The following is a 24676-nucleotide window of genomic DNA, read 5'->3' on the forward strand; positions in this document are numbered from 1 at the left end:
CTGAATTTTGTAACCACTCTTGCTAAGCTAATAAACGGCTTATGACTTTGCCAGGCGGTACCTACCGCCTGGTTTCATTTTATGGATAAACAATATGAAAAAATCGCTGGTAGCTGCAGGAGTGATCGTTGCACTCGGCGTCGTCTGGACAGGCGGTGCATGGTACACGGGTAAGAAGCTGGAAACGCATCTTTCTGAGATGGTCAACCAGGCCAATGAACAGATTAAACGAACCGCACCGGAAGCGAACGTGGAGTTGGCTTACCAAACCTATCAGCGTGGTGTATTCAGTAGCCAGCTACAGTTGGTGCTTAAGCCAGTGGCGGGTAAAGAGAATCCCTGGCTGAAAGCGGGCCAGAGCGTGGTGTTTAACGAATCCGTTGATCACGGCCCCTTCCCGTTCGCTCAGTTGAAAACCTTTAACCTGATCCCGTCCATGGCTTCGGTGAAAACCACCCTGGTAAACAATGATGTCAGCAAACCGCTGTTTGATATCGCGAAGGGCGAAACGCCTTTTGAAATCAATTCGCGTATTGGCTACAGCGGTGACACCCGTTCAGTGATGTCGTTAAAACCACTGAATTACGAAAAAGATGCTGAGAAAGTGGCATTCAGCGGCGGCGAATTCATCTTCAACGCGGATAAAGAAGGCAAGGTGGTTTCCCTTTCCGGTGAAGCCCAGAGTGGTCTGGTTGACGCGGTGAATGAGTACAATCAGAAAGTGCAGCTTTCTTTCAACAACCTGAAAACCGAAGGTTCAAGCACGCTTGCCAGCTTCGGCGAGCGCGTCGGCGATCAAAAATTGTCGCTTGAAAAAGTCTCAATTTCTGTTGAAGGCAAAGAGTTAGCGCTGCTGGAGGGTATGGAGATCAACGGGAAAACCGATCTCGTCAACGACGGCAAAACCATCAACAGCCAACTGGACTATGTGCTGAAAAGCCTGAAGGTGCAGAATCAGGATTTGGGTAGCGGCAAACTGACACTGAAAATCGGCCAGATTGACGGCGCGGCGTGGCATCAGTTTAGCCAGCAGTACGACGAGCAGACTCAGGCACTGTTGTTACAACCCGATATAGCGAGTAACCCGGAACTGTATCAGCAAAAAGTCACCGAAGCATTCTTCAGCGCCCTGCCGCTGCTGATGAAAGGTGAGCCCGTGATCACCGTGGCACCGCTGAGCTGGAAAAACGCCAAAGGCGAAACGGCGCTCAATTTGTCGTTGTTCCTCAAAGATCCCTCAGCCGCCCAGGGCGAGCCGCAGACGCTGGCAGAAGAAGTTGACCGGACCGTCAAATCTGTTGACGGCAAACTGTCGATTCCGGTGGATATGGCCATTGAATTCATGACTCAGGTGGCAAAACTGGAAGGCTATCAACAGGATGAAGCTGAAAAACTGGCGAAACAACAGGTGAATGGTCTGGCGGCGATGGGGCAAATGTTCCGTATCACGACGCTGGAAAACAACACTATTGGCACCAGTCTGCAATATGCCAACGGACAAGTGACGCTCAACGGTAAGAAAATGCCGCTGGATGAATTTGTCGGTATGTTCGGCATGGCGTTGCCAGTACCGCAGGAGTAATGACGACTGACAAGCAGTGAAATGCCCGATGGCGCAAGCTTATCGGGCCTACAAATAACGTAACTATCTTATTGTAGGCCGGATAAGGCCTCAGCCGCCATCCGGCAAAGCGCGAAATGCCCGATGGCGCATGCTTATCGGGCCTACAAATAACGTAACTTTCTCATTGTAGGCCGGATAAGGCCTCAGCCGCCATCCGGCAAGACCTTCATAAACAATCTGCCCCTTCTCTGTGGAAGAGGTTATTTTTGCACCACAAGCCGTGCGGATAAGGTTTGTGTCCGGGAATGGCTCTCTTCGTTTGCAACACGCTGCAGGATCCGCTCCGCCAGGGTATACCCCATTTCTCTCGCTGGCGTTGTCGCCCAGATAATCGGCAAATCATCCAGCGCGTTTTCAGCCACATCCGCAAAAGCCCCTAACGACACCTGTTGCTCAAAGTAGCGATCGACGCCCATCTCACCACTTTGTCGCCCCGCCCGCATGAGGCCAAACCACGCCCCCATTGCGATCGTTTCGTTGTAGCACACCACCGCGCTGATGGTGGGATTATGGCGCAGCAAAGCGGTAATGGCTTCCGCCGCCTGTTTTTGACTGGAGGCGCATTCCAGCACCCAGTCACTGTGAAACGGTAAACCATACTTCAGCAACGTTGCGCAATAGCCGCCCACGCGTTCAGCGCGTGTTAAAGACGAACTTTGCCCTCCCAGCCATGCGATACGCTGATGACCGTGGCGGATCAGATGTTCTGTCAGCAATTGCGCCGCCTGCATATTATCGGGGCGCACGGTATCCACATCATCAAGGTAACTGGCGCGCGAGGCAAAAACGACCGGGATCCCCTTCTCTTCTGCCATAACCCGCAGCGTATCGCTGCTGCCTGCCGCCCCCGCGATCACCACGCCATCGACCCCCTGATTGAGCAGCAGCGTAAAGCGCTGTGCCAGAACGTCACTGTCGTTGCCGCCATGCAGCAAAAACACCATTCGCCCCTGCGCTTCCAGTGCCTCCGTCAATCCTGCCGTCAACTCGGCATAAAACTGTGCCGAGAGATCGCGAACAATCAGTCCAATAACCCCGCTTTGTCCACCGCGTAACGCGGAGGCCTGGCGATTACGTACAAAGCCCAGTTGTTCTATCGCTGCATTCACCCGCTCGCCGGTGGCCGTTGAAATACGTCCCTTGCCACTGAGCACCAGTGAAACGGTGCTGACGGAAACCCCGGCTGCGAGTGCAACATCGTGAATAGTGATTTTTTTGGCTATAGCCATAAAAACGGCAAACTCCCTGATAACGTGATCGATAAAACGTTTTATCAATTACTTTTAGTTATACGCGCTATCACCGTTCGATAATGTGATTTCTGCCGCACTAAAATGAGGTAAAACGTTTTATCTTCTTGCTCAAATTTACTCATGACCGATGGATTTTCACAAGGAGTCGTTAAATGACGGCGAAAACCACACCAAAAATTACATTATGGGAATTTTTTCAGCAGTTGGGTAAAACGTTCATGTTGCCCGTTGCCCTGCTGTCGTTTTGCGGGATTATGCTGGGGATTGGCAGCTCATTAAGTAGCCACGATGTGATTACCCTGCTGCCGGCATTAGGTAATCCGGTACTGCAGGCCATCTTCACCTGGATGAGCAAAGTCGGCTCCTTCGCCTTTAGCTTCCTGCCTGTGATGTTTTGTATCGCAATCCCTCTGGGGCTGGCGCGTGAAAACAAAGGCGTGGCGGCGTTTGCCGGATTTGTCGGTTACACGGTGATGAACCTCGCGGTGAACTTCTGGCTGACGGCGAAAGGCATTCTGCCCACGACCGACGCCGCGATTCTGAAAGCGAACAATATCCAGAATATCCTGGGTATTCAGTCCATTGACACCGGTATTCTCGGCGCAGTGATCGCCGGTATCATAGTCTGGATGCTGCATGAACGCTTCCATAACATCCGTCTGCCGGATGCGCTGGCCTTCTTCGGCGGTACCCGCTTCGTCCCCATCGTCTCTTCTGTCGTGATGGGGCTGGTTGGGTTGGTGATCCCTCTGGTATGGCCTGTTTTCGCGATGGGCATCAGTGGCCTGGGTCATATGATCAACAGTGCCGGTGTTTTTGGTCCTATGCTGTTTGGTACTGGTGAACGTCTGCTGTTACCCTTTGGTCTGCATCATATTCTGGTGGCGCTGATTCGCTTCACCGACGCGGGCGGCACGCAAGAAGTGTGTGGTCATACAGTCAGCGGCGCATTGACGATTTTCCAGGCGCAACTGAGCTGCCCGACCACGCAAGGCTTCTCTGAAAGCGCCACACGCTTCCTGTCTCAGGGTAAAATGCCCGCGTTCCTGGGCGGCTTGCCGGGTGCGGCGTTAGCGATGTACCACTGTGCACGTCCTGAAAATCGCCCTAAAATTAAAGGGCTGCTGATTTCCGGTCTGATCGCCTGTGTGGTTGGCGGGACGACTGAACCGCTGGAATTCCTGTTCCTGTTTGTCGCACCGGTCCTGTATGTGATTCATGCGCTGCTGACAGGCCTGGGCTTTACCGCAATGTCTGTGCTGGGCGTAACTATCGGTAATACCGACGGAAATATCATCGACTTTGTGGTGTTCGGCATTCTGCATGGCCTGTCCACGAAATGGTATCTGGTGCCGGTTGTGGCGGCCGTCTGGTTCGTGGTGTATTACGCAATTTTCCGCTTCGCCATCACCCGCTTTAATCTTAAAACACCGGGTCGCGACAGTGAGATTGCCAGCACGCCAGAAACTGCGGTTGCCAGCGCGCCGGGTAAGTCCGGGTATAATGTGCCTGCAATCCTGGCGGCATTAGGCGGAGCAGATAACATCGTGAGTCTGGATAACTGCATTACGCGTCTGCGTCTGTCAGTGAAAGATATGTCACTGGTTAATGTGCAGGCGCTGAAAGATAATCGCGCAATTGGCGTCGTTCAGTTGAACCAACATAACCTGCAAGTGGTAATTGGCCCGCAAGTTCAGTCCGTAAAAGATGAAATGGCCGGTCTTATGAACACCGTTCAGGCATAAGGGCACGCATATGTACGATTTTTCGAGGGTTGTAGACCGGCACGGTACATGGTGTACGCAGTGGGATTACGTTGCCGACCGTTTTGGCGCTGCCGACCTGCTACCATTTACCATCTCTGATATGGATTTCGCGACGGCTCCGTGCATCCTGGAGGCGCTGAACCAGCGCCTCGCACATGGCGTGCTGGGTTACAGTCGCTGGAAGAATGACGAGTTCACTGGCGCCATCGCACACTGGTTCGCGACGCGCCATAATAGCGTTATTGACAAGCAGTCACTGGTATATGGCCCTTCTGTTATCTACATGGTTTCACAGCTTATTCGCCAGTGGTCGTCCGCCGGAGACGGCGTGGTTGTTCATACGCCAGCCTACGATGCGTTTTACAAAGCCATTGAAGGCAACGAGCGTCATGTGGTTCCTGTCGCGTTAGAAAAACAGGATGGCGACTGGTATTGCGACATGACCAGGCTGGAAGCGGCCCTGGCGCGACCGGACAGTAAAATCCTGCTGCTGTGCAGTCCGCAAAACCCAACGGGTAAAGTCTGGACTCGCGCGGAGCTGGAAATAATGGCGGAGCTGTGTCATCGCCACGGCGTAAGAGTGATTTCCGACGAGATTCACATGGATATGGTCTGGAGCGATCGACCGCATATTCCGTGGAGCAATGTGGCGCGCGGCTGTTGGGCGCTATTCACCTCTGGATCAAAGAGCTTCAATATCCCTGCACTGACAGGAGCCTATGGCCTGATTGAAGATGCCGATAGCCGCAATACCTATCTCAATGCGCTGAAAGGTCGGGATGGCCTGTCGTCACCAGCCGTACTGGCTCTGACGGCACATATCGCAGCTTATGAACAGGGCGCGCCGTGGCTGGATGCGTTGCGGGAATATTTGAGAAATAATCTGCGCTATATCGCAGAGACGCTGAACAGCGCTTTCCCGGAACTCAACTGGCAGATTCCTCAGTCAACCTATCTGGCGTGGCTGGATCTTCGCGCCCTGAACATTGATGACGCCGCATTACAAAAGGCGCTGATTCAGCAGGAAAAAATCGCCATTATGCCCGGATATACCTATGGCGATGAAGGCCGCGGTTTTGTGCGACTGAATGCCGGCTGCCCCCGTTCAAAGCTGGAAAAAGGCGTGACTGGATTAATTAACGCCATTCGTTCAGTACGATGACGATCGGTTGCGCAATGGATTTTTTTCATTGCGCAACATAGCTTTTCGCCTGCGTTTATTTTTATAATGGCGCGCACTTTTATAATAGAAAATGAGTGCGACCATGATTGATACTTCCCTGCCGTTAACTGATATTCATCGCCACCTCGATGGCAACATCCGGGCTCAAACCATTCTGGATCTTGGCCGCCAGTTTAATTTAACGCTCCCGGCGCAAACCCTTGAAACACTCATTCCGCACGTACAGGTCACCGCCAATGAACCGGACCTCGTCAGTTTTCTGTCAAAACTGGACTGGGGCGTAAAGGTATTAGCCTCGCTTGACGCCTGTCGTCGCGTCGCTTTTGAAAACATTGAAGACGCCGCGCGCAATGGTCTGCACTATGTTGAGCTGCGCTTTTCCCCCGGTTATATGGCAATGAGTCATCAACTGCCGGTGGCAGGCGTTGTTGAAGCGGTTATCGCGGGCGTTAATGAAGGCTGCAAAGCGTTTGGAGTACAGGCGCGTCTGATTGGCATTATGAGTCGCACATTCGGTGAAGCCGCCTGCCTGCAGGAGCTGGACGCGCTGCTGACCCACCGCGATCGGATAACCGCACTCGATCTGGCCGGTGATGAACTGGGTTTTCCCGGTAGCCTGTTCCTCTCGCACTTCAACCGCGCCCGTGACGCGGGCTGGCACATCACCGTTCACGCAGGTGAAGCGGCGGGTCCGGAAAGCATCTGGCAGGCAATTCGGGAACTCGGCGCTGAACGCATTGGACACGGCGTCAAAGCGGTTGACGATCCGGCGCTGATGGATTTTCTGGCGGAACAGCGCATTGGCATTGAGTCCTGCCTGACCTCGAATATTCAGACCAGCACCGTGGCATCCCTGTCGGTACATCCGCTGAAAACCTTCCTGGAACATGGCGTTTTAGCCAGTCTGAACACTGATGACCCGGCAGTCCAGGGGGTGGATATCATTCACGAATATACCGTAGCCGCACCGGCAGCGGGATTGAGTCGTGAACAGATTCGCCAGGCGCAGATAAACGGACTGGAAATGGCTTTTCTGAGTACGGCGGAAAAACAGGCGCTACGCGAGAAAGTCGCGGCTGCGTAACGGAAAGTTGCCCGGTAAGACTCACCGGGCATTTTATCTGTCAGGCAAGACAGAGCGTTGAACGATGCTTCGCTGACTCGATGCCTAACTCAATCAATTCCATAATCTGAATGGCCTGACTTGCCGGAACCGGGTTTTCACCGTTGCCATTGAGCGCATCACGGATCCCGGCGTAATAGGCCGGGTAATTCCCCGGAACGGTCAACCAGGTCTCTTCCACCTGCGTTTCACCATCGACGCGAGTCACAACTCCGTCACGCATGTCATATCCCCAGTCTTCCTGCGGCAGCCGCTCGCCGTTTTTCAGACGTTCTTCCTGTGGGTCAAGGCCGAACTTAACATAGCTACCACGCGTTCCATGCACGATATAGCGCGCGGATTCTGCCGCCGCCAGCATCGTACCGTGCAAAATGACCCGCCGCTGCGGATAGGAGAGCGTGGCGTGAAAATAATCGGTTGACTGAGCACCCGGGCGTAACTGGGCCAAATCCACCGTCATGCTGACCGGCAAACCAAACAGATTGATTGCCTGATCCAAAAGATGCGGCGCGAGATCGTACCAGATACCACTGCCCGGGCCGCCTTGCTCGCGCCAGCGGTCGCGGACCTGCGGACGGAAGCGATCGAAATGCGATTCAAAGTAAACCACTTCGCCCAGCACACCTTCTGCCAGCATTGTTTTCAGGGTCAGAAAATCACTGTCCCAGCGACGATTATGGAAGACTGACAGCACCCGCCCCAGGCTTCTGGCCAGCGCATCCAGCTCACGTGCTTGTGACAGTGTCACGGTGAACGGTTTATCCACCACGACATGTTTACCTGCTTCCAGCGCAGCTTTTGCCAGCGGAAAGTGCGTATCGTTAGGCGTGGGAATGACGATGAGATCAATATCTGGATCGTTGAACAGGTGTCCGGGCTCAGAGACAACGGCGACGGAAGGCCAGTCCGCTTTGACTTTTGCTGCATCACTACTGGAAATAGCCGCCAGTTCCAGTCCCGGCGTACCGTCAATTAAGGGCGCATGGAACGTTTTACTGGCGTATCCGTAGCCAATCAATCCTACACGGATGTTGTCACTCATAAATTTGCCTCTCGTTTCAGTCTGTAACTATTTCACACCATCCTTGTCGCACTCACAATAGTTTAATAAGTTCTGTGGCAGAAAGACCGTTTTTTTAACTTAAGTCAAACAAGTGTCATTTTCGGAAACTTTGACGTCATAAAGTCGTTGAAATCGTTCCCGAACCACTTGCCGCGATAAATATTGATAAGTAACATCAACGTCCTGTGTTTAAGGATAAATCAAAGCAAATGTCGTCAGTTATCGATCGTATTATTGAATTAACGGGTTGGGTTGTTCTTGCTGTCTCTATGGTGCTACTGGGAGTAGCCAGCCATATCGATAATTATCAGCCTCCCGAGCAGACTGCCGTCGTTCAGCAGAAATAACGTAAGCGTAAGCCAGGCGGCCCAGGCCGTCTGGTATATCCCTTTTCCTGATACAAATGGCGGAAAAAACTGAAAAGTTAACGCAAAAGGGTATTTGTAACACTTACTGCGCTGGCGCTTATTGCCAGTTGTTGAGAAGCGCGGTAACCTTCGATGTCATCTCGCTTTGTGCGTTAAATACCGCTTAAGTCACACTGTTTTTGCATTCGCATTCCGTCTTCATTAGTTAAGTAGCAGTTGTTTATTTTTAAGTTCACCGTTCGTAGGCTTTATTTTTATATAATTGGGATACCTGTTTATGACCGTTCAGGATTATTTATTAAAATTCCGCAAAATTAGTTCGCTCGAAAGTCTGGAAAAATTGTTTGATCATTTGCACTACACCCTTACCGACGAACAAGACATTATAAATATGTACCGCGCTGCCGATCACCGTCGTGCTGAGCTGGTTTCGGGCGGTCGCCTGTTCGATGTCGGCCAGGTCCCCAAATCAGTATGGCGTTACGTGCAATAAGAGAGTAGCGCTCGCCAGCAAAAGCTTTATAATAATCGCCCCAAAAAGAACGGTACGTCTGGCAATTGCGGAGATTTTATGACCACAACACCGGTACAGCGCATTGGAGGCTGGTTACTGGGCCCATTGGCCTGGCTTTTAGTCGCATTGCTGAGTGCCTCACTGGCCCTGTTTCTGTACGCCACGGCACTCGCCTCTCCTCAAACGTTTACCATGCTGGCGGAACAAACAACCGGTAACCTGATGCTGTGGGGCGTTTCCTTTCTGACCGCTATAGCAATGTGGTATTACACCCTGTGGCTGACAATCGCCTTCTTTAAGCGCAGACGTTGCGTTCCGAAACACTATATTATCTGGCTGCTGATCTCCGTTTTACTGGCGATAAAAGCGTTCGCGTTTTCACCCGTACCCGACGCATTAGCGGTGCGCCAGTTGTTGTTCCCGTTGCTGGCTGCGGCCCTGTTAGTGCCCTATTTCAAGCGTTCAACGCGGGTGAAATCCACGTTTTTGAATCCGTAATAACCTTACAGTTAACCTGTTGTCGCCTGCTGTGGATTGTCAGATAATAGGCGGCTTTTTTATTTCAGGCCGAAAAATGACTGATTACCTGCTGCTGTTTGTCGGAACTGTACTGGTCAATAACTTTGTACTGGTTAAGTTTCTGGGCCTTTGCCCCTTTATGGGTGTTTCCAAAAAACTGGAAACCGCAATGGGAATGGGGCTTGCAACCACCTTTGTGATGACGCTGGCCTCTGTCTGCGCCTGGCTGATTGACACCTGGATCCTGATCCCGCTCGATCTCATCTACCTGCGCACGCTGGCGTTTATTCTGGTGATCGCGGTCGTGGTGCAATTTACTGAGATGGTGGTGCGCAAAACCAGTCCAGCGCTCTATCGCCTGCTGGGGATCTTCCTGCCGTTGATTACCACCAACTGTGCGGTTTTGGGTGTGGCGCTGCTGAACATCAATCTGGGTCACAACTTCCTGCAATCGGCTTTGTATGGTTTTTCCGCCGCCGTGGGTTTCTCACTGGTGATGGTGCTCTTTGCGGCAATTCGTGAGCGTCTTGCCGTCGCGGATGTTCCGGCTCCGTTTCGCGGTAACGCGATTGCGCTGATTACCGCCGGGTTAATGTCTCTCGCCTTTATGGGCTTTAGTGGTTTGGTGAAGTTGTAATGAATGCTATCTGGATTGCCGTTGCCGCCGTGAGCCTGCTGGGTCTGGTGTTCGGCGCCATTCTGGGTTATGCCTCCCGCCGTTACGCGGTTGAAGATGATCCTGTCGTTGAAAAAATCGATGAAATTTTACCGCAAAGCCAGTGTGGGCAATGTGGTTATCCTGGCTGTCGGCCTTATGCAGAAGCGATTGGCAGTCAGGGAGAAAAAATTAACCGCTGTGCGCCAGGCGGCGAAGCGGTAATGCTAAAAATTGCGGAATTGCTGAACGTGGAGCCGCAGCCAATTGATGGCGATGAACAAGACATTACCCCTGTTCGGATGCTGGCGGTGATTGATGAAGCGAATTGCATTGGCTGCACCAAGTGTATTCAGGCCTGTCCGGTTGACGCTATCGTCGGCGCAACCCGTGCTATGCATACGGTAATGAGCGATCTGTGTACGGGATGTAACCTCTGCGTTGATCCGTGCCCAACGCAATGCATTGAACTGCGTCCGGTCGCCGAAACCCCTGACAACTGGAAGTGGGATTTGAACTCCATCCCCGTTCGCATTATCCCCGTGGAACAACATGCTTAAGTTATTCTCTGCTTTCAGAAAAAATAAGATCTGGGATTTCAACGGCGGCATCCATCCGCCAGAAATGAAAACCCGGTCAAACGGAACACCGCTGCGTCAGGTTCCTCTCGCGCAGCGTTTTGTTATTCCGCTCAGGCAGCATATTGGCGCTGAAGGCGAACTGTGCGTGGCCGTGGGTCAACACGTGCTGCGCGGACAACCGCTCACCCGTGGTCGTGGGAAAATGCTTCCGGTTCACGCCCCCACCTCCGGTACAGTGGTAGCAATTGCCCCCCATTCTACTGCCCATCCTTCCGCGCTCGCTGAACTGAGCGTAATTATCGATGCCGATGGCGAAGATCGCTGGATTGAACGTGAAGGATGGTCCGATTACCGCGCTCACTCTCGTGAAGAATTAATTTCCCGTATTCATCAGTACGGTGTTGCTGGTCTTGGCGGCGCGGGTTTTCCGACTGGTGTGAAGTTGCAGGGGGGCGGCGATAAAATTGAAACGCTGATCATCAACGCCGCTGAATGTGAACCTTATATTACCGCCGATGATCGCCTGATGCAGGATTGCGCGGCACAGGTCGTCGAGGGGATTCGCATTCTGGCGCATATCCTGCAGCCGCGTGAAATCCTGATCGGGATTGAAGACAATAAACCGCAGGCGATCTCGATGCTCCGCGCGGTGCTGGCCGATGCGCATGACATCGCATTACGCGTAATCCCGACAAAATATCCGTCGGGCGGCGCTAAACAGCTCACGCAAATTCTGACCGGTAAGCAGGTTCCGCACGGTGGACGTTCATCCGATATCGGCGTGCTGATGCAAAACGTCGGTACGGCGTATGCAGTTAAGCGCGCAATTATCGATGGCGAACCGATTACCGAACGCGTGGTGACGCTGACCGGCGAAGCAATCAGCCGTCCCGGTAACGTCTGGGCCAGGCTTGGAACACCGGTCAGCCATTTGCTCAATGATGCGGGTTTCTGCCCTTCTGCCGAACAAATGGTGATCATGGGCGGTCCGTTGATGGGTTTCACGCTCCCGTGGCTTGACGTCCCGGTGGTGAAAATCACCAACTGCCTGTTGGCGCCTTCGGCAACCGAGATGGGCGAGCCGCAGGAGGAGAAAGGCTGTATTCGCTGTAGCGCCTGCGCTGATGCCTGCCCTGCCGATCTTCTCCCCCAGCAGCTTTACTGGTTCAGTAAAGGTCAGCAGCATGACAAAGCCACGGCGCATAACATTGCCGATTGCATTGAATGCGGTGCCTGCGCGTGGGTCTGCCCCAGCAATATTCCGTTAGTACAATATTTCCGCCAGGAAAAGGCCGAGCTTTACGCCATTGCCCAGGAAGAGAAACGCGCCGCAGACGCCAAAGCGCGCTTTGAGGCGCGTCAGGCTCGTCTTGAACGTGAAAAAGCCGCGCGACTGGAACGTCATAAGAAAGCCGCGGTGCAGCCAGCGGCGAAAGATCACGATGCGATTGCCGCAGCCCTGGCCCGCGTGAAAGAAAAACAGGCGCAGGCGACACAACCGGTGATGATTAAAGCGGGTGAAAAACCCGATAACAGCGCCGCCATCGCCGCTCGCGAAGCGCGTAAGGTGCAGGTTCGGGCAAAACAAGCAGAAAATACCGTCGTGACGGATACCGATCCGCGTAAAGCCGCGGTCGAGGCGGCGATTGCGCGGGCGAAAGCACGCAAACAGGAACAGCAGGCCAGCGCTGAACCCACTGCGCCAGTTGATCCGGTTGACTCGCGTAAAGCCGCAGTTGAAGCAGCGATTGCGCGGGCAAAAGCACGCAAGCTTGCACAACAGGCCAGCGCTGAATCCACCGCGCCAGTTGAACCGGTTGACTCGCGCAAAGCCGCGGTTGAAGCCGCTATCGCCCGGGCAAAGGCTAAAAAAGCCGCACTGCAGCAGGTTGTAAACGAGGAATAAATGGTATTCAGAATCGCAAGCTCCCCCTATACACACAATCAGCGCCAAACTTCGCGCATTATGCTGCTGGTTTTACTTGCCGCAGTGCCGGGAATTGCCGCCCAGCTGTGGTTTTTCGGTTGGGGAACCCTGTTCCAGATTGTCCTCGCCTCGGCAAGTGCGCTGTTGGCTGAAGCTGCCGTACTCAGACTGCGCAAGCAGCCGGTTGTCGCAGTATTAAAAGATAACTCCGCACTGCTGACAGGTTTGTTACTGGCGGTCAGTATCCCGCCTCTCGCGCCGTGGTGGATGGGTATTCTCGGTACGGTTTTCGCGGTGATCGTTGCTAAACAACTGTATGGCGGTCTGGGGCAAAATCCGTTTAACCCGGCGATGATTGGCTACGTGGTCCTGCTTATCTCTTTCCCGGTGCAGATGACAAGCTGGCTGCCGCCGCAGGATATCGCTGCGACAACGCCAGGTCTGGTGGATGCGCTGCAAATCATTTTTACCGGGCATACCGCCAGCGGCGGCGATATGACGACGCTTCGCATGGGGATTGACGGTATCAGTCAGGCGACACCGCTGGATACCTTTAAAACATCGCTTCATGCCGGACATACGGTGGAGCAAATTCTGCAATACCCCATTTTCCACGGTATGTTTGCGGGAGCGGGCTGGCAGTGGGTCAATCTGGCCTGGCTTGCGGGCGGTGTTTTTTTGCTGTGGCAAAAAGCCATTCGTTGGCATATCCCGGCAAGCTTCCTGCTTTCATTAACGATTTGTGCAACACTGGGTTGGCTGTTTGCCCCCGATTCGCTTGCCTCACCACAGATTCATTTGCTTTCCGGCGCAACGATGCTCGGTGCGTTCTTTATTCTGACCGATCCGGTGACGGCGTCGACCACCAATCGTGGCCGTCTGCTGTTCGGTGCGCTTGCAGGATTACTGGTGTGGTTAATACGCAGTTTCGGCGGTTATCCGGATGGCGTGGCTTTTGCCGTATTGCTGGCCAATATTACCGTTCCCCTGATCGACTATTACACGCGCCCTCGCGTTTACGGACATCGCAAAGGATAAACCATGCTGAAAACGATTCGTAAACATGGCATCACCCTGGCGCTGTTCGCTGCCGGCTCAACCGGACTGACCGCTGCCATTAACCTGATGACAAAAACGACGATTAACGAACAGGCCGCGATTCAGCAAAAAGCGCTGTTTGATCAGGTGCTCCCTGCCGATCGCTATAACAACCGTTTGCAGGACAACTGTTTTATTGTGAACGCCCCTGAGCTGGGTAAAGGCCAACATCGTGTTTATATAGCCGAGCAGGATGGTCAACCGGTGGCAGCAGTACTTGAAGCTACGGCGCCGGATGGCTATTCCGGCGCAATCCGGTTGCTGGTCGGAGCTGATTTTAATGGCACCGTTTTAGGTACTCGGGTAACGGAACATCATGAGACACCGGGGCTGGGCGATAAAATTGAACTGAGGCTGTCTGACTGGATAACCAGCTTCAGCGGGAAACAAATTCAGGGTGTCAATGACAGCCACTGGGCAGTGAAAAAAGATGGCGGTGATTTTGACCAGTTTACCGGGGCCACCATTACGCCACGCGCAGTGGTCAATGCCGTCAAGCGAGCGGGGATTTATGCCCGGACGCTGCCCGCACAACTGCCTCAACTTCCTGCCTGTGGAGAATAAATCATGAGCGAAATTAAAGAGGTTATCGTTCAGGGATTGTGGAAAAACAACTCAGCGCTGGTGCAATTACTTGGTCTATGCCCTCTGCTGGCGGTAACCTCCACTGCAACCAATGCGCTGGGTCTGGGTCTTGCCACCACCCTGGTATTGACCCTGACTAACCTCGCGGTTTCCACATTGCGTCGCTGGACACCGGCTGAAATTCGCATCCCTGTTTATGTGATGATTATCGCGTCGGTGGTAAGCGTGGTGCAGATGCTGATTAACGCTTATGCCTTCGGCCTGTATCAGTCTCTGGGAATTTTTATTCCACTGATCGTAACTAACTGTATCGTTGTGGGTCGTGCTGAAGCCTTCGCAGCCAAAAATGGGCCTGCGCTTTCCGCACTGGACGGTTTCTCCATTGGAATGGGGGCGACGGCAGCGATGTTCGTGCTGGGTTCACTGCGCGAAATTATCGGTAACGGTACGCTGTTTGATGGTGCTGATGGACTGCTCGGCAGTTGGGCGAAAGTGCTGCGGGTGGAAATTTTCCATACCGACTCCCCTTTCCTGCTGGCGATGTTACCCCCTGGCGCATTTATTGGCCTCGGCTTGATGCTGGCCGTAAAATATCTTATTGATGAGAAAATGAAAAAACGTCGCGCCAGCGCGGCGGTAACGACGGAGTTGCCCTCCGGTGAACCAGGGAATGTGTCATGAATCAAGCAAAACGGCTGGAAATATTAACGCGATTACGGGATAACAATCCCCATCCAACAACGGAACTCAACTTCAGTTCCCCGTTCGAGTTACTGATCGCTGTTCTGCTGTCAGCACAGGCAACGGACGTCAGCGTCAATAAGGCGACGGCAAAGCTTTATCCGGTCGCCAATACGCCAGCCGCCATGCTTGAGCTCGGCGTTGAAGGCGTTAAATCCTACATCAAAACCATCGGCCTGTTTAACAGCAAAGCAGAAAACGTCATTAAAACCTGTCGAATCCTGCTTGAACAGCATCATGGCGAAGTCCCTGAGGATCGCGCGGCGCTGGAAGCCCTCCCGGGTGTGGGACGTAAAACTGCTAATGTCGTGTTGAACACCGCCTTCGGCTGGCCGACCATCGCCGTAGACACGCATATTTTTCGCGTTTGTAATCGCACCCAGTTTGCGCCGGGTAAAAACGTTGAACAGGTGGAAGAGAAATTACTGAAGGTCGTCCCGGCCGCGTTTAAGGTCGACTGTCATCACTGGCTGATCCTCCATGGCCGTTACACCTGCATTGCCCGCAAACCGCGCTGTGGTTCCTGTCTCATAGAAGATCTGTGTGAATTCAAAGATAAGGTCGATATCTGAACTTCCGGGGGTGAGGCCGCCCCCACCATAACATTTAGTTATCCTCTCCACACTGTCATTTTGACCATCAATGATTCTGCTTCAATTCGTTTATGCAACGAAATATGCCTGGGTTTAAACACTTAATCAGGGTAATCATTTTTTTAATACCAAAAAATTCTATCCAAATGTGAAGCAGATCAACCTGGTAACGCAATGTTAATTATTTAACCTTTTCAGGTTAAAACCACATTCAAATGACCCGGGGACAACTTTTATACACAAAACATTACACTGGCTATTTTTCAGATAATGGCCTATATCACTGCCTTTTACCTCAAATAGCAGAAGATATTGCCTGATACCCCAAATCAGCGCTATCACACAGCGTAAAAAACTGCCATTTTCTGATTATGAAAATTTAACGCTGGATAACATTTCCGAATCAGGAGGAATTCACCATGCGAGATATATGTAACAGATTATTACAAAAGACTTGTCTGAACGTGCAAGATAGTGAACATTACCTGCCGTTTCCCCTCCCACTATAACAATCTCACGGCTGTCCAGGTGACCTCACGTGACAGAACACCCCCGTTAATATGGGATGTAAAAAAAGAGGTAAAAGTGTCTACTGCAAACAAGAAACCAACTGAAGGCGTGAGTCTCAACGCGTTCAAACAACCGAAAGCGTTCTATCTCATCTTCTCTATCGAGCTCTGGGAACGTTTTGGTTATTACGGCCTGCAAGGGATCATGGCCGTCTACCTGGTGAAACAACTGGGTATGTCCGAAGCGGACTCCATCACTCTTTTCTCTTCCTTTAGCGCCCTGGTTTACGGTCTGGTCGCTATTGGGGGTTGGTTAGGAGATAAAGTTCTGGGTACCAAGCGCGTCATTATGCTCGGTGCAATAGTATTGGCTATCGGTTATGCCCTGGTGGCATGGTCCGGGCATGATGCCGGTATCGTTTATATGGGGATGGCCGCCATCGCCGTTGGTAACGGTCTGTTCAAAGCTAACCCGTCCTCTCTGCTTTCCACCTGCTATGAAAAAGATGACCCGCGTCTTGATGGTGCATTTACGATGTACTACATGTCCATCAACATCGGTTCATTCTTCTCTATGCTGGCAACGCCATGGCTGGCCGCGCGTTACGGCTGGAGCACCGCGTTCGCGCTGAGCGTCGTCGGTATGCTGATTACCTTGCTGAACTTTGCCTTCTGCCAGCGTTGGGTTAAGAATTACGGTTCAAAACCTGACTTCGAGCCGATCAACTTCCGCAACCTGCTGCTGACCATCATTGGTGTTGTTGCCCTGATCGCTATCGCGACCTGGCTGCTGCATAACCAGCAGATCGCCCGTATGGTTCTGGGTGTTATCGCTCTGGGTATCGTGTTTATCTTCGGTAAAGAAGCCTTCGCAATGCAGGGCGCTGCGCGTCGTAAAATGATTGTCGCCTTTATTCTGATGCTGGAAGCCATCATCTTCTTCGTTCTGTACAGCCAGATGCCGACCTCTCTGAACTTCTTCGCGATCCGTAACGTTGAGCACTCTATCCTGGGTATCGCGTTCGAACCTGAGCAGTATCAGGCGCTGAACCCGTTCTGGATTATTATCGGTAGTCCAATCCTCGCCGCTATCTACAACAAGATGGGCGATACCCTGCCGATGCCGACCAAGTTCGCAATCGGTATGGTGCTGTGCTCCGGTGCGTTCCTGATCCTGCCGCTGGGCGCGAAATTCGCCACCGACGCGGGCATCGTCTCCGTTAACTGGCTGATCATGAGCTACGGGCTGCAAAGTATCGGTGAGCTGATGATTTCTGGTCTCGGTCTGGCGATGGTCGCGCAACTGGTGCCACAGCGCCTGATGGGCTTCATCATGGGTAGCTGGTTCCTGACCACTGCCGGCGCGAACATCATTGGTGGTTATGTCGCCAGCATGATGGCGGTTCCGGAAAACGTGACCGACCCGCTGATGTCTCTGGAAGTCTACGGCCGTGTGTTCCTGCAGATTGGTGTGGCTACCGCAGTTATCGCTGTTCTGATGCTGCTGACTGCGCCGAAGCTGAATCGCATGACCCAGGACGATGACGCGCGTGAGAAGGCATCCAAAACCGCTACCGCGTAAATTTTCGGGAAACTGACATTGGGCCGCTAACTGTGCGTTAGCGGCTTTTTTTTTCGCTGGACTCGAACTAGGATACGTTAAACCTCAGTTGAAAGGAGTAACCGATGAAACTGTTCTACAAGCCGGGTGCCTGTTCCCTTGCCTCTCATATTACCCTGCGCGAGAGCGGGAAAGACTTCACACTGGATGGCGTGGATTTAATGAAAAAGCGTCTGGAAAACGGCGATGATTTTTTCGAGGTAAACCCGAAAGGACAGGTCCCCGCGCTGTTGCTCGATGACGGTACAGTACTGACGGAAGGCGTGGCGATTATGCAATACCTCGCCGACAGCGTACCTGACCGCCAGTTGTTAGCCCCCGTGAACAGTATTGCGCGTTATAAGACGCTGGAGTGGCTTAACTTTATTGCCACAGAGGTGCATAAAGGCTTCACGCCGTTGTTCCGTCCTGATACGCCTGAAGAGTACAAGCCAACGGTACGGGCGCTGATGGAGAAGAAAATGCAGTATGTTGATGCATCGCTGAGTGACGGTCAGTGGCTTTGCGGCTCACGTTTCACTATTGCCGACGCCTACCTGTTCACTGTGCTGCGCTGGGCGTATGCGCTGAAACTCAATATGGATGGATTCAGCCATATAAGCGCCTATATGAAACGCGTGGCGGAACGTCCGGGGGTTGCTGCGGCGCTGAAAGCGGAAGGGTTACAGTAATCGGGTTATGCCGGATAACGCCAGGCTACATATCCGGCATTCTCTTCAGAGCTGTGTGGCGCTGAAGTAATGTTCTGGTTGTGCAATACGATCCTGAGCGGCAACCACCTGCAATTCATATTCCTGCATTGCTTTGGTCGCAACCATAATCTCATACACCGCCGCAGTCACATGTTCCAGCGCCTGCTGAATGGTTGCCCCCTGCAGCAGCTTCACTAACAGTAACCCACTGGTCACATCGCCCACGCCAACCGGTTGACGCGCACCAAAATCCACCAGTGGACGACTGATATGCCAGGTTTCATCCTTTGTCACCAGCAGCATTTCAAAGCGCTCCTGACTGTAGCCTGCTCGCGCCAGATGTTTCACCAGCACAATCTCCGGCCCCTGCGCAATTAACTCACGGGCGGCGCCAACGGCGTCATCTACGCTGTTAACCGCATGCTCGCATAGAATTTCCAGTTCAATCAGGTTTGGCGCAATAATGTCGCTGGCGGGCAGCGCGTGACGCACATGGAATTCGGCGACGCCCGGCGCAACAATACAGCCTTTTTCCGGATGCCCCATCACCGGATCGCAAAAATACTTCGCCCCCGGATTGGCGGCTTTCACCTGGCGTACAATTCCCAGAATATGCTCGCCCTGCTCTGCCGAACCGAGGTAACCACTCAGCACCGCGTCGCAGCGTTTGAGCTGATCGATATCGGCAATACCCTGCACGATCTCCGTCAGGTGAGCGGGCGGCATTACGCAGCCGGTCCACTTGCCGTATTGCGTATGATTTGAAAATTGAACGGTGTTAAGCGGCCAGACGTTAGCCCCCAGGCGGCGCATTGGAAATTCCGCAGCACTGTTGCCAGCATGTCCAAAAACCACGTGGGACTGAATGGCGAGGATGTTTTTCATTTTTTCTTACCACAACCCTGAAAAGATAAAGGGGCGTGGTTTCCCACGCCCCTGATAACCTTCGATTACTTCCAGCAAACCAGGCAGTAATTCTTCTTACCGCGACGCAACAGCGTATAGCGGCCATACAGACGATCGCCATCCACAAAGGTATATTCCGGATCGGACTGTTTCTCACCGTTAATGGTAATCGCGTTCGAGGCGATGGTTTTACGCGCCTGCCCGCGAGACGGCTGCAGTTCAGAGTCCACCAGCGCCTGCATCAGATCCGCGCCTTTTTCCATCTCCACCATCGGCACGCCATCCTGCGCCAGTTGTTCAAAGTCCGCTTCGCTCAAATCGCTCAGTGTACCGTTGAACAAGCTTTCGGTAATACGTTTTGCCGCAACCAGACCTTCTTCGCCATGAACCAGACGAGTGACCTGCTCAGCCAGAACGTACTGGGCGCGCGGAGCTTTTCCGCTGTTTTTATCTTCTTCTTCCAGCGCATTGATCTCTGCAATGTCCATGAAGGTGAAGAACTTCAGGAAGCGATACACATCCGCATCCGCGGTGTTGATCCAGAACTGGTAGAATTTATACGGACTGGTTTTCTTCGGATCCAGCCATACTGCGCCGCCTTCGGTTTTACCGAACTTGGTACCATCTGCTTTGGTGATCAGCGGAACCGTCAGACCGAAGACCTGGTTCTGATGCAGACGACGGGTCAGATCGATACCGGAAGTGATGTTACCCCACTGATCGGAACCGCCGATTTGCAGCGCCACGCCGTGCAGTTTGTTCAGGCAGGCAAAGTCATAACCCTGTAGCAGGTTGTAGGAGAATTCGGTAAAGGAGATCCCCTGATCGTCACGGTTCAGACGCTGCTTCACCGCTTCTTTGTTGATCATCTGATTAACAGAGAAATGCTTACCGATATCGCGCAGGAAGGTCAGCACGTTCATGTTGCCGAACCAGTCATAGTTATTTGCTGCGATAGCAGAGTTTTCGCCGCAGTCAAAATCCAGGAACGGCGCAACCTGTTTACGGATTTTGTCGACCCACTCCTGAACCGTATCTTCAGTGTTCAGTTTACGCTCAGCAGCTTTAAAGCTCGGGTCGCCAATCAGACCGGTTGCGCCGCCGACCAGCGCCACAGGTTTGTGACCCGCCTGCTGGAAGCGTTTCAGGCATAACAAAGGAACCAGATGCCCCAAATGCAAGCTGTCAGCGGTAGGATCGAAGCCGCAATAGAGCGCGATCGGGCCTTGCGCCAGTCGCTCTGCTAACGCTTCCTCGTCCGTCACCTGGGCTACCAGCCCCCGCTCTTGCAATTGTTTAATCAAGTTACTGCTTGCCATCAAAATCTCCATGTTTAAAACGACTGCACCTTTGCCGGTACACGACTTTTCGCCAGACGCGAAAGCTCTATAGAATAAAGCGCTGACGCGGACAGCGCTAGCGCTTAACACAACAATTTTCCGGGTTTATGGCGCGAGCCGATCAATTTTCCATGCGTTATTTTCGCGCTGGTATAAAAAGCGGTCGTGCAGACGGTGCTCTCCCCCTTGCCAGAACTCCATCTGTTCGATGCTGACGCGAAAACCGCCCCAGAAACTGGGCAGCGGTATTTCACCCTGCTGGAATTTCTGTTTAAGTTCGAGGAATTTGCTTTCGAGGATGCCGCGCGCAGAAATGCGGCTGGATTGTTTAGAGACCCATGCCCCAATCTGGCTGTCGCGCGGGCGACTATGGAAATACTTCACCACTTCCAGCGTGGATAATCGATCCGCTTTACCGGTCACCATCACCTGGCGTTCCAGCATGTGCCAGGGAAACAGCAGGCTGACTCGCGGATTATTTTCGATTTGATGCGCTTTGCGGCTTCCCAGGTTGGTGTAAAACACCAGCCCTTTTTCATCGTAGTGTTTCAGCAGCACAATGCGCTGATAAGGCTGACCGTTCTCATCGACGGTGGCGACGACCATGGCTGTCGGATCGACCAGTCTGGCATCGCATGCCTGGCCCAGCCAGCGCTCAAAAAGGGTTAATGGTTCGGCGGGAAGATCGCTGCGGCGCAAGCCGCCTTTGGTGTATTCACGGCGCAGATGCGCGATTTGCTGCAATTCGTCGTTATCAGACATGGTGTTCGCTACGGATTGTCAGTGGGTGGCGCTATTGTGCGCCGCCCTGCTGGAAATCTCAACGCTTCGGATTTTGCAACTGACAGTTATTCAACACAATGTTGTCACGTTTATAGACCGTTACCTCGTTACCTTTTGACCAGAACACGTAAATTCCGTCGGTATAGCGTGCGCCGGAGGCAGAGATCCCCTGTTTCAGATTGAGCAGTTTGTTGTCATACACAAAACTCACCTCCTGACGGGTGTTGTTTAATTTCACCGTCAGCGGTTTTTCTTCACACTGGTATTCCAGCGTGTCGGTTTGCAGGCGTTCGACAAACTGGTTATAAGCGCTACACCCCGACAGCATCAGCGGCAGACAAACGAGTAACAGTTTTTTCATAGACGTATCCTGATGACTTTCCTGGTCCCGGAGGGTGAATTCACCCTCCTCGATCCCTGTAGTGTAACGGCAGAAGACGCAATTAAAATTCAGTTAACTCTGAGTTCGCGGGGTGGCGGGAAAAATCGCGCCCAGCACACTTGCCTCGCGCGCGCCTGTCACTGACGGTAGATTCCCCGGTAGCCCGGCAATGGTGCGCCATGCCAGCCAGGCAAACGCCAGGGCTTCCATATCATCACCGCTAATGCCCGCTTCATCGGTGGTGGTCACTTCTGTTCCCGGCAATAATGCAGCCAGTCGCGCCATCAACAGTGGATTACGGCTACCGCCGCCGCAGACCATCAGCCTGTCGCAGCCCCCGCTGAGCAAAACCTGCTCCGATATTGTTACCGCGGTCAGTTCTGTGAGCGTGGCCTGTACATCGCGCGGATGGATCCCCGGGAAAGCCGACAACTGGCGCTCTATCCAGCCATAGTTAAAGTATTCCCGGCCGGTACTTTTTGGCGCAGGCAGTGAAAACCACGGATCGCTGAGCATACTCTGCAACAGTGGAATCATCACCGTTCCGAAGCTGGCCCACTGCGCGTCTTTATCATACGGTTTACCGCACTGCCGCCAGATCCAGGCATCCATGAGCATATTGCCCGGCCCCGTATCGTAGCCACGTACAGGTTGTCCAGGGATCAACATTGACAGGTTCGCAATCCCGCCAATGTTGAGCACCATTCTGCGCTCGGTCGGATGGCCGAGCAGCGCCTGATGAAATGCCGGGACCAACGGCGCGCCCTGTCCGCCAAGCGCGATATCACGCCGACGGAAATCGCCTACCACCGTGATCCCTGTGCGCGCCACAATCTGATTGTTATCACCGATTTGCATCGTATGCGGTGCCGGGCCGCCGGGTTCATGCCATACCGTTTGTCCATGGCAGCCAATCGCTACAATGTCCTGCGGCCGGAGTTTTTGTTGTTCCAGCAGCGCATTCACCGCATCCGCAAACAGCCTGCCAAGCTGAACATCCAACTGGCCTAACTGAGAAAGCGTCAGCGGCTGGCCCTGGCAAATATCAAGAATTGCCTGCTTCAATGAAACGGGCATCGGCCAGGTCAGACTGGCCTGCTGGGCAACCATTGTGTTATCTATTGTCGCCAGTACGACATCGACACCATCAAGGCTGGTGCCGGACATCACGCCAATATAACGGCCCGATTTCATACATGTTCCTTTTTAAACATTATTTAGCGTCAACACTCCACCACAAACAGGTAGCCAATGCTACGCTTCATTAGCGTTTTTCAGCGAAACCAGGGCGTCAGTGAATTTCCTCGCCCACTCAATCGTTCGTTTAAAATTGGTTAAGCTGGCTGTTATTATGATTTCTTTTATCTTTCCATCAGAATATGTGACCTTAGACGCACAAATGCCATATAATTTGACCATGAGGGATGCTTGGGTAGCGTTTCATGGTGAACAGGAGATTTATAAATGATTAAACGTGTACTGACCGTTTCAGTGGTGGGTTTATCCTTAGTGGGTTGTGCCAATACCGATAGCCTTTCAGGTGATGTGTATACTGCCTCTGAAGCAAAACAGGTTCAGAACGTCACCTACGGCACCATCGTTAACGTTCGTCCGGTTAAAATTCAGGCGGGCGATAATGAAAACGTCATCGGCGCGATTGGCGGCGCAGTGCTGGGCGGCTTCCTGGGTAATACCGTTGGCGGAGGTACTGGTCGTTCACTGGCAACCGCAGCGGGTGCTGTCGCAGGTGGCGTAGCCGGACAAGGCGTTCAGGGCGCCATGAACAAAACGCAGGGTGTTGAGCTGGAAATCCGTAAAGACGATGGCAACACCATCATGGTCGTACAGAAACAGGGTGATACGCGTTTCTCTGCGGGACAGCGCGTTGTGCTGGCAAGCAACGGTCGTCAGGTTACCGTTTCTCCGCGCTAAGCGAATTAACGTGTGGTCAGCAACTGACCACACGTTTCATGACCTCAATCGTGCGACTGCAACTCAAGAATATTGTGTTCAAGACGAGCGATAAGTTTAATCAACAGATCAATTTCCTGCGCTGAAATCCCTGCCAGAATCTCACCTCGCGTTTTATTGATGACCGCTTCCATATCGGCAATCAGCGGTTCTGCCTTTTCCGTTAGCTTAATGCGCTTGGCGCGGCGATCGCTGACACAGGTCTGCCGCGAAATAAGCCCCTTTTCTTCGAGCTGATCCAGCGTACGCACCAGTGATGGCTGCTCAATGCCAATCGCTTTTGCCAGTTGTATCTGCGACTGATCCGGTGGCAGTTGGTGAATATTATGCAGTGTTACCCAGTGTGTCTGCGTCAATTCCAGAGGCTTAAGACGGTGGTCTATCAAAGCACGCCAAATGCGCACCAACCGTGCCAGATCAGAACCTAATGGCGATTCCAATTTCATCTCCTTATAATTAGCTTGCTAAGATATTATACTGATTTTAGAATAGTGTGCAGCATTTGTATTGCTAAAACAAATGTATTGCTGCATTTGGTTACCGTCAGACATATTTTTCAGACATTACTCGAAAAGAGCGCACTCCTTTCGGTTTTTTGCTAAACCTGAAGGAATGCCCTCTAACGCAAAGGATTATTGCTTGTGACCTCCGCACTCAATGCAACAGGAATGCCATTACAGGATCTGGTGATCGGCGCCTCTGTTTACTTCCCGCCGCTGTTTAAAGCCTTCGCGCTGGGATTTTTGCTTTGGCTATTTATTCACCGCCTGCTTCGTGACCCTATCTATTCTGGCAAATTCTGGCATCCACTTCTGATGGATCTGTCGCTTTTTGCCCTTTGCGTTTGTTCTGGTCTTTTATTACTGGTCGTGTGGTAAT

Annotated in this window: 26 protein-coding genes; 18 read left to right on the plus strand and 8 right to left on the minus strand. The window is 52.7% G+C overall.

The genetic code is table 11. From position 1 onward, the window contains the following. Positions 1-94: 94 nt before the first annotated feature. Complete coding sequence (locus tag WB371_RS12790; protein WP_336220440.1) at positions 95-1582, plus strand: YdgA family protein; 1488 nt, start codon at positions 95-97, stop codon at positions 1580-1582. Between the two features lie 242 nt (positions 1583-1824). Here WB371_RS12790 and WB371_RS12795 read toward each other — a convergent pair whose 3' ends face one another. Beyond that, a complete protein-coding gene (locus WB371_RS12795) occupies positions 1825-2853 on the minus strand; it encodes a Mal regulon transcriptional regulator MalI (protein ID WP_336220441.1) in 1029 nt (342 codons plus the stop codon). Between the two features lie 176 nt (positions 2854-3029). Here WB371_RS12795 and malX point away from each other — a divergent pair, with 176 nt between their 5' ends. The 3 genes from malX (at position 3030) to add (ending at position 6910) form a co-directional block, all read left to right on the plus strand. After that, positions 3030-4622, plus strand: coding sequence for a PTS maltose transporter subunit IICB (gene malX / locus WB371_RS12800; RefSeq protein WP_336220442.1), 1593 nt, complete (start codon positions 3030-3032; stop codon positions 4620-4622). 10 nt (positions 4623-4632) lie between these two features. Continuing rightward, a complete protein-coding gene (locus tag WB371_RS12805; protein WP_336220443.1) occupies positions 4633-5805 on the plus strand; it encodes a MalY/PatB family protein in 1173 nt (390 codons plus the stop codon). Between the two features lie 103 nt (positions 5806-5908). Continuing rightward, complete coding sequence (add, locus tag WB371_RS12810) at positions 5909-6910, plus strand: adenosine deaminase (protein ID WP_336220444.1); 1002 nt, start codon at positions 5909-5911, stop codon at positions 6908-6910. Positions 6911-6950: 40 nt separating this feature from the next. Here the strand turns inward: add and WB371_RS12815 are convergent, their stop codons facing one another. Continuing rightward, the gene (locus tag WB371_RS12815) at positions 6951-7991 is read right to left on the minus strand and encodes an oxidoreductase (protein ID WP_336220445.1); all 1041 of its coding nucleotides are present in this window, start codon (positions 7989-7991) and stop codon (positions 6951-6953) included. A 242-nt stretch (positions 7992-8233) separates the two neighbouring features. On the opposite strand from WB371_RS12815, the gene blr reads away from it, so the two are divergent. From blr to gstA, 12 genes are all read left to right on the plus strand, one after another. Then, the gene (blr, locus tag WB371_RS12820) at positions 8234-8359 is read left to right on the plus strand and encodes a division septum protein Blr (RefSeq protein ID WP_336220502.1); all 126 of its coding nucleotides are present in this window, start codon (positions 8234-8236) and stop codon (positions 8357-8359) included. 298 nt (positions 8360-8657) lie between these two features. After that, complete coding sequence (ydgT, locus tag WB371_RS12825) at positions 8658-8873, plus strand: transcription modulator YdgT (protein ID WP_336220446.1); 216 nt, start codon at positions 8658-8660, stop codon at positions 8871-8873. 78 nt (positions 8874-8951) lie between these two features. Further along, positions 8952-9392, plus strand: coding sequence for a DUF2569 domain-containing protein (locus WB371_RS12830; RefSeq protein WP_336220447.1), 441 nt, complete (start codon positions 8952-8954; stop codon positions 9390-9392). A 76-nt stretch (positions 9393-9468) separates the two neighbouring features. Continuing rightward, a complete protein-coding gene (rsxA, locus tag WB371_RS12835; protein WP_336220448.1) occupies positions 9469-10050 on the plus strand; it encodes an electron transport complex subunit RsxA in 582 nt (193 codons plus the stop codon). After that, the gene (gene rsxB, locus WB371_RS12840; RefSeq protein ID WP_336220449.1) at positions 10050-10628 is read left to right on the plus strand and encodes an electron transport complex subunit RsxB; all 579 of its coding nucleotides are present in this window, start codon (positions 10050-10052) and stop codon (positions 10626-10628) included. Before rsxA ends, rsxB begins: the two co-directional genes overlap by 1 nt. Next, on the plus strand, positions 10621-12555 hold the full coding sequence (gene rsxC / locus WB371_RS12845; RefSeq protein ID WP_336220450.1) for an electron transport complex subunit RsxC: 1935 nt from the start codon (positions 10621-10623) through the stop codon (positions 12553-12555). The genes rsxB and rsxC overlap by 8 nt, the downstream gene beginning before the upstream one ends. Next, positions 12556-13614 (plus strand): electron transport complex subunit RsxD, encoded by a 1059-nt coding sequence (gene rsxD, locus WB371_RS12850; protein WP_336220451.1) that lies wholly within the window; start codon positions 12556-12558, stop codon positions 13612-13614. It begins immediately after the preceding gene. A 3-nt stretch (positions 13615-13617) separates the two neighbouring features. Next, positions 13618-14238, plus strand: a complete 621-nt coding sequence (rsxG, locus tag WB371_RS12855) for an electron transport complex subunit RsxG (RefSeq protein WP_336220452.1) — start codon at positions 13618-13620, stop codon at positions 14236-14238. Positions 14239-14241: 3 nt separating this feature from the next. Beyond that, the gene (locus WB371_RS12860) at positions 14242-14940 is read left to right on the plus strand and encodes an electron transport complex subunit E (protein ID WP_336220453.1); all 699 of its coding nucleotides are present in this window, start codon (positions 14242-14244) and stop codon (positions 14938-14940) included. After that, entirely contained in the window at positions 14937-15572 is a 636-nt protein-coding gene (gene nth / locus WB371_RS12865; protein ID WP_336220454.1) for an endonuclease III, read from the plus strand. The genes WB371_RS12860 and nth overlap by 4 nt, the downstream gene beginning before the upstream one ends. 606 nt (positions 15573-16178) lie before the next feature. After that, entirely contained in the window at positions 16179-17684 is a 1506-nt protein-coding gene (gene dtpA / locus WB371_RS12870; RefSeq protein WP_336220455.1) for a dipeptide/tripeptide permease DtpA, read from the plus strand. Positions 17685-17788: 104 nt separating this feature from the next. Next, positions 17789-18394 (plus strand): glutathione transferase GstA, encoded by a 606-nt coding sequence (gstA, locus tag WB371_RS12875; RefSeq protein ID WP_336220456.1) that lies wholly within the window; start codon positions 17789-17791, stop codon positions 18392-18394. Between the two features lie 45 nt (positions 18395-18439). Here the strand turns inward: gstA and pdxY are convergent, their stop codons facing one another. The 5 genes from pdxY to anmK form a co-directional block, all read right to left on the minus strand. Then, positions 18440-19300, minus strand: a complete 861-nt coding sequence (pdxY, locus tag WB371_RS12880; RefSeq protein WP_336220457.1) for a pyridoxal kinase PdxY — start codon at positions 19298-19300, stop codon at positions 18440-18442. Between the two features lie 65 nt (positions 19301-19365). Next, a complete protein-coding gene (gene tyrS, locus WB371_RS12885) occupies positions 19366-20640 on the minus strand; it encodes a tyrosine--tRNA ligase (RefSeq protein WP_336220458.1) in 1275 nt (424 codons plus the stop codon). Between the two features lie 126 nt (positions 20641-20766). Then, entirely contained in the window at positions 20767-21423 is a 657-nt protein-coding gene (pdxH, locus tag WB371_RS12890) for a pyridoxamine 5'-phosphate oxidase (protein WP_336220459.1), read from the minus strand. Positions 21424-21481: 58 nt separating this feature from the next. Next, positions 21482-21805, minus strand: coding sequence for a C-type lysozyme inhibitor (gene mliC / locus WB371_RS12895; RefSeq protein ID WP_336220460.1), 324 nt, complete (start codon positions 21803-21805; stop codon positions 21482-21484). Positions 21806-21898: 93 nt separating this feature from the next. Next, positions 21899-23020 (minus strand): anhydro-N-acetylmuramic acid kinase, encoded by a 1122-nt coding sequence (gene anmK, locus WB371_RS12900; protein ID WP_336220461.1) that lies wholly within the window; start codon positions 23018-23020, stop codon positions 21899-21901. A 270-nt stretch (positions 23021-23290) separates the two neighbouring features. Between anmK and slyB the strand changes: the two genes are divergently transcribed. Further along, complete coding sequence (gene slyB / locus WB371_RS12905) at positions 23291-23758, plus strand: outer membrane lipoprotein SlyB (protein WP_336220462.1); 468 nt, start codon at positions 23291-23293, stop codon at positions 23756-23758. 44 nt (positions 23759-23802) lie between these two features. On the opposite strand, the gene slyA is transcribed toward slyB, so the two are convergent. Further along, on the minus strand, positions 23803-24243 hold the full coding sequence (slyA, locus tag WB371_RS12910; protein WP_336220463.1) for a transcriptional regulator SlyA: 441 nt from the start codon (positions 24241-24243) through the stop codon (positions 23803-23805). A 195-nt stretch (positions 24244-24438) separates the two neighbouring features. On the opposite strand from slyA, the gene WB371_RS12915 reads away from it, so the two are divergent. Further along, the gene (locus tag WB371_RS12915; RefSeq protein ID WP_336220464.1) at positions 24439-24675 is read left to right on the plus strand and encodes a DUF1656 domain-containing protein; all 237 of its coding nucleotides are present in this window, start codon (positions 24439-24441) and stop codon (positions 24673-24675) included. The last annotated feature ends 1 nt before the right edge of the window (position 24676 follow it).

It is taken from the genome of Citrobacter amalonaticus (assembly GCF_037053465.1).
GTDB lineage: Bacteria > Pseudomonadota > Gammaproteobacteria > Enterobacterales > Enterobacteriaceae > Citrobacter_A > Citrobacter_A amalonaticus_H.

Excerpts from the sequence above, each read along its gene's own strand:
- add (WP_336220444.1), top strand. The coding sequence starts at position 5,909 with ATGATTGATACTTCCCTGCCGTTAACTGATATTCATCGCCACCTCGAT.
- pdxY (WP_336220457.1), bottom strand. The coding sequence starts at position 19,300 with ATGAAAAACATCCTCGCCATTCAGTCCCACGTGGTTTTTGGACATGCT.
- WB371_RS12795 (WP_336220441.1), bottom strand. The coding sequence starts at position 2,853 with ATGGCTATAGCCAAAAAAATCACTATTCACGATGTTGCACTCGCAGCC.
- slyB (WP_336220462.1), top strand. The coding sequence starts at position 23,291 with ATGATTAAACGTGTACTGACCGTTTCAGTGGTGGGTTTATCCTTAGTG.
- ydgT (WP_336220446.1), top strand. The coding sequence starts at position 8,658 with ATGACCGTTCAGGATTATTTATTAAAATTCCGCAAAATTAGTTCGCTC.
- WB371_RS12830 (WP_336220447.1), top strand. The coding sequence starts at position 8,952 with ATGACCACAACACCGGTACAGCGCATTGGAGGCTGGTTACTGGGCCCA.
- rsxB (WP_336220449.1), top strand. The coding sequence starts at position 10,050 with ATGAATGCTATCTGGATTGCCGTTGCCGCCGTGAGCCTGCTGGGTCTG.
- rsxD (WP_336220451.1), top strand. The coding sequence starts at position 12,556 with ATGGTATTCAGAATCGCAAGCTCCCCCTATACACACAATCAGCGCCAA.
- slyA (WP_336220463.1), bottom strand. The coding sequence starts at position 24,243 with ATGAAATTGGAATCGCCATTAGGTTCTGATCTGGCACGGTTGGTGCGC.
- gstA (WP_336220456.1), top strand. The coding sequence starts at position 17,789 with ATGAAACTGTTCTACAAGCCGGGTGCCTGTTCCCTTGCCTCTCATATT.
- nth (WP_336220454.1), top strand. The coding sequence starts at position 14,937 with ATGAATCAAGCAAAACGGCTGGAAATATTAACGCGATTACGGGATAAC.
- rsxC (WP_336220450.1), top strand. The coding sequence starts at position 10,621 with ATGCTTAAGTTATTCTCTGCTTTCAGAAAAAATAAGATCTGGGATTTC.
- WB371_RS12790 (WP_336220440.1), top strand. The coding sequence starts at position 95 with ATGAAAAAATCGCTGGTAGCTGCAGGAGTGATCGTTGCACTCGGCGTC.
- pdxH (WP_336220459.1), bottom strand. The coding sequence starts at position 21,423 with ATGTCTGATAACGACGAATTGCAGCAAATCGCGCATCTGCGCCGTGAA.
- rsxA (WP_336220448.1), top strand. The coding sequence starts at position 9,469 with ATGACTGATTACCTGCTGCTGTTTGTCGGAACTGTACTGGTCAATAAC.
- anmK (WP_336220461.1), bottom strand. The coding sequence starts at position 23,020 with ATGAAATCGGGCCGTTATATTGGCGTGATGTCCGGCACCAGCCTTGAT.
- tyrS (WP_336220458.1), bottom strand. The coding sequence starts at position 20,640 with ATGGCAAGCAGTAACTTGATTAAACAATTGCAAGAGCGGGGGCTGGTA.
- WB371_RS12805 (WP_336220443.1), top strand. The coding sequence starts at position 4,633 with ATGTACGATTTTTCGAGGGTTGTAGACCGGCACGGTACATGGTGTACG.
- malX (WP_336220442.1), top strand. The coding sequence starts at position 3,030 with ATGACGGCGAAAACCACACCAAAAATTACATTATGGGAATTTTTTCAG.
- WB371_RS12815 (WP_336220445.1), bottom strand. The coding sequence starts at position 7,991 with ATGAGTGACAACATCCGTGTAGGATTGATTGGCTACGGATACGCCAGT.
- rsxG (WP_336220452.1), top strand. The coding sequence starts at position 13,618 with ATGCTGAAAACGATTCGTAAACATGGCATCACCCTGGCGCTGTTCGCT.
- mliC (WP_336220460.1), bottom strand. The coding sequence starts at position 21,805 with ATGAAAAAACTGTTACTCGTTTGTCTGCCGCTGATGCTGTCGGGGTGT.
- WB371_RS12860 (WP_336220453.1), top strand. The coding sequence starts at position 14,242 with ATGAGCGAAATTAAAGAGGTTATCGTTCAGGGATTGTGGAAAAACAAC.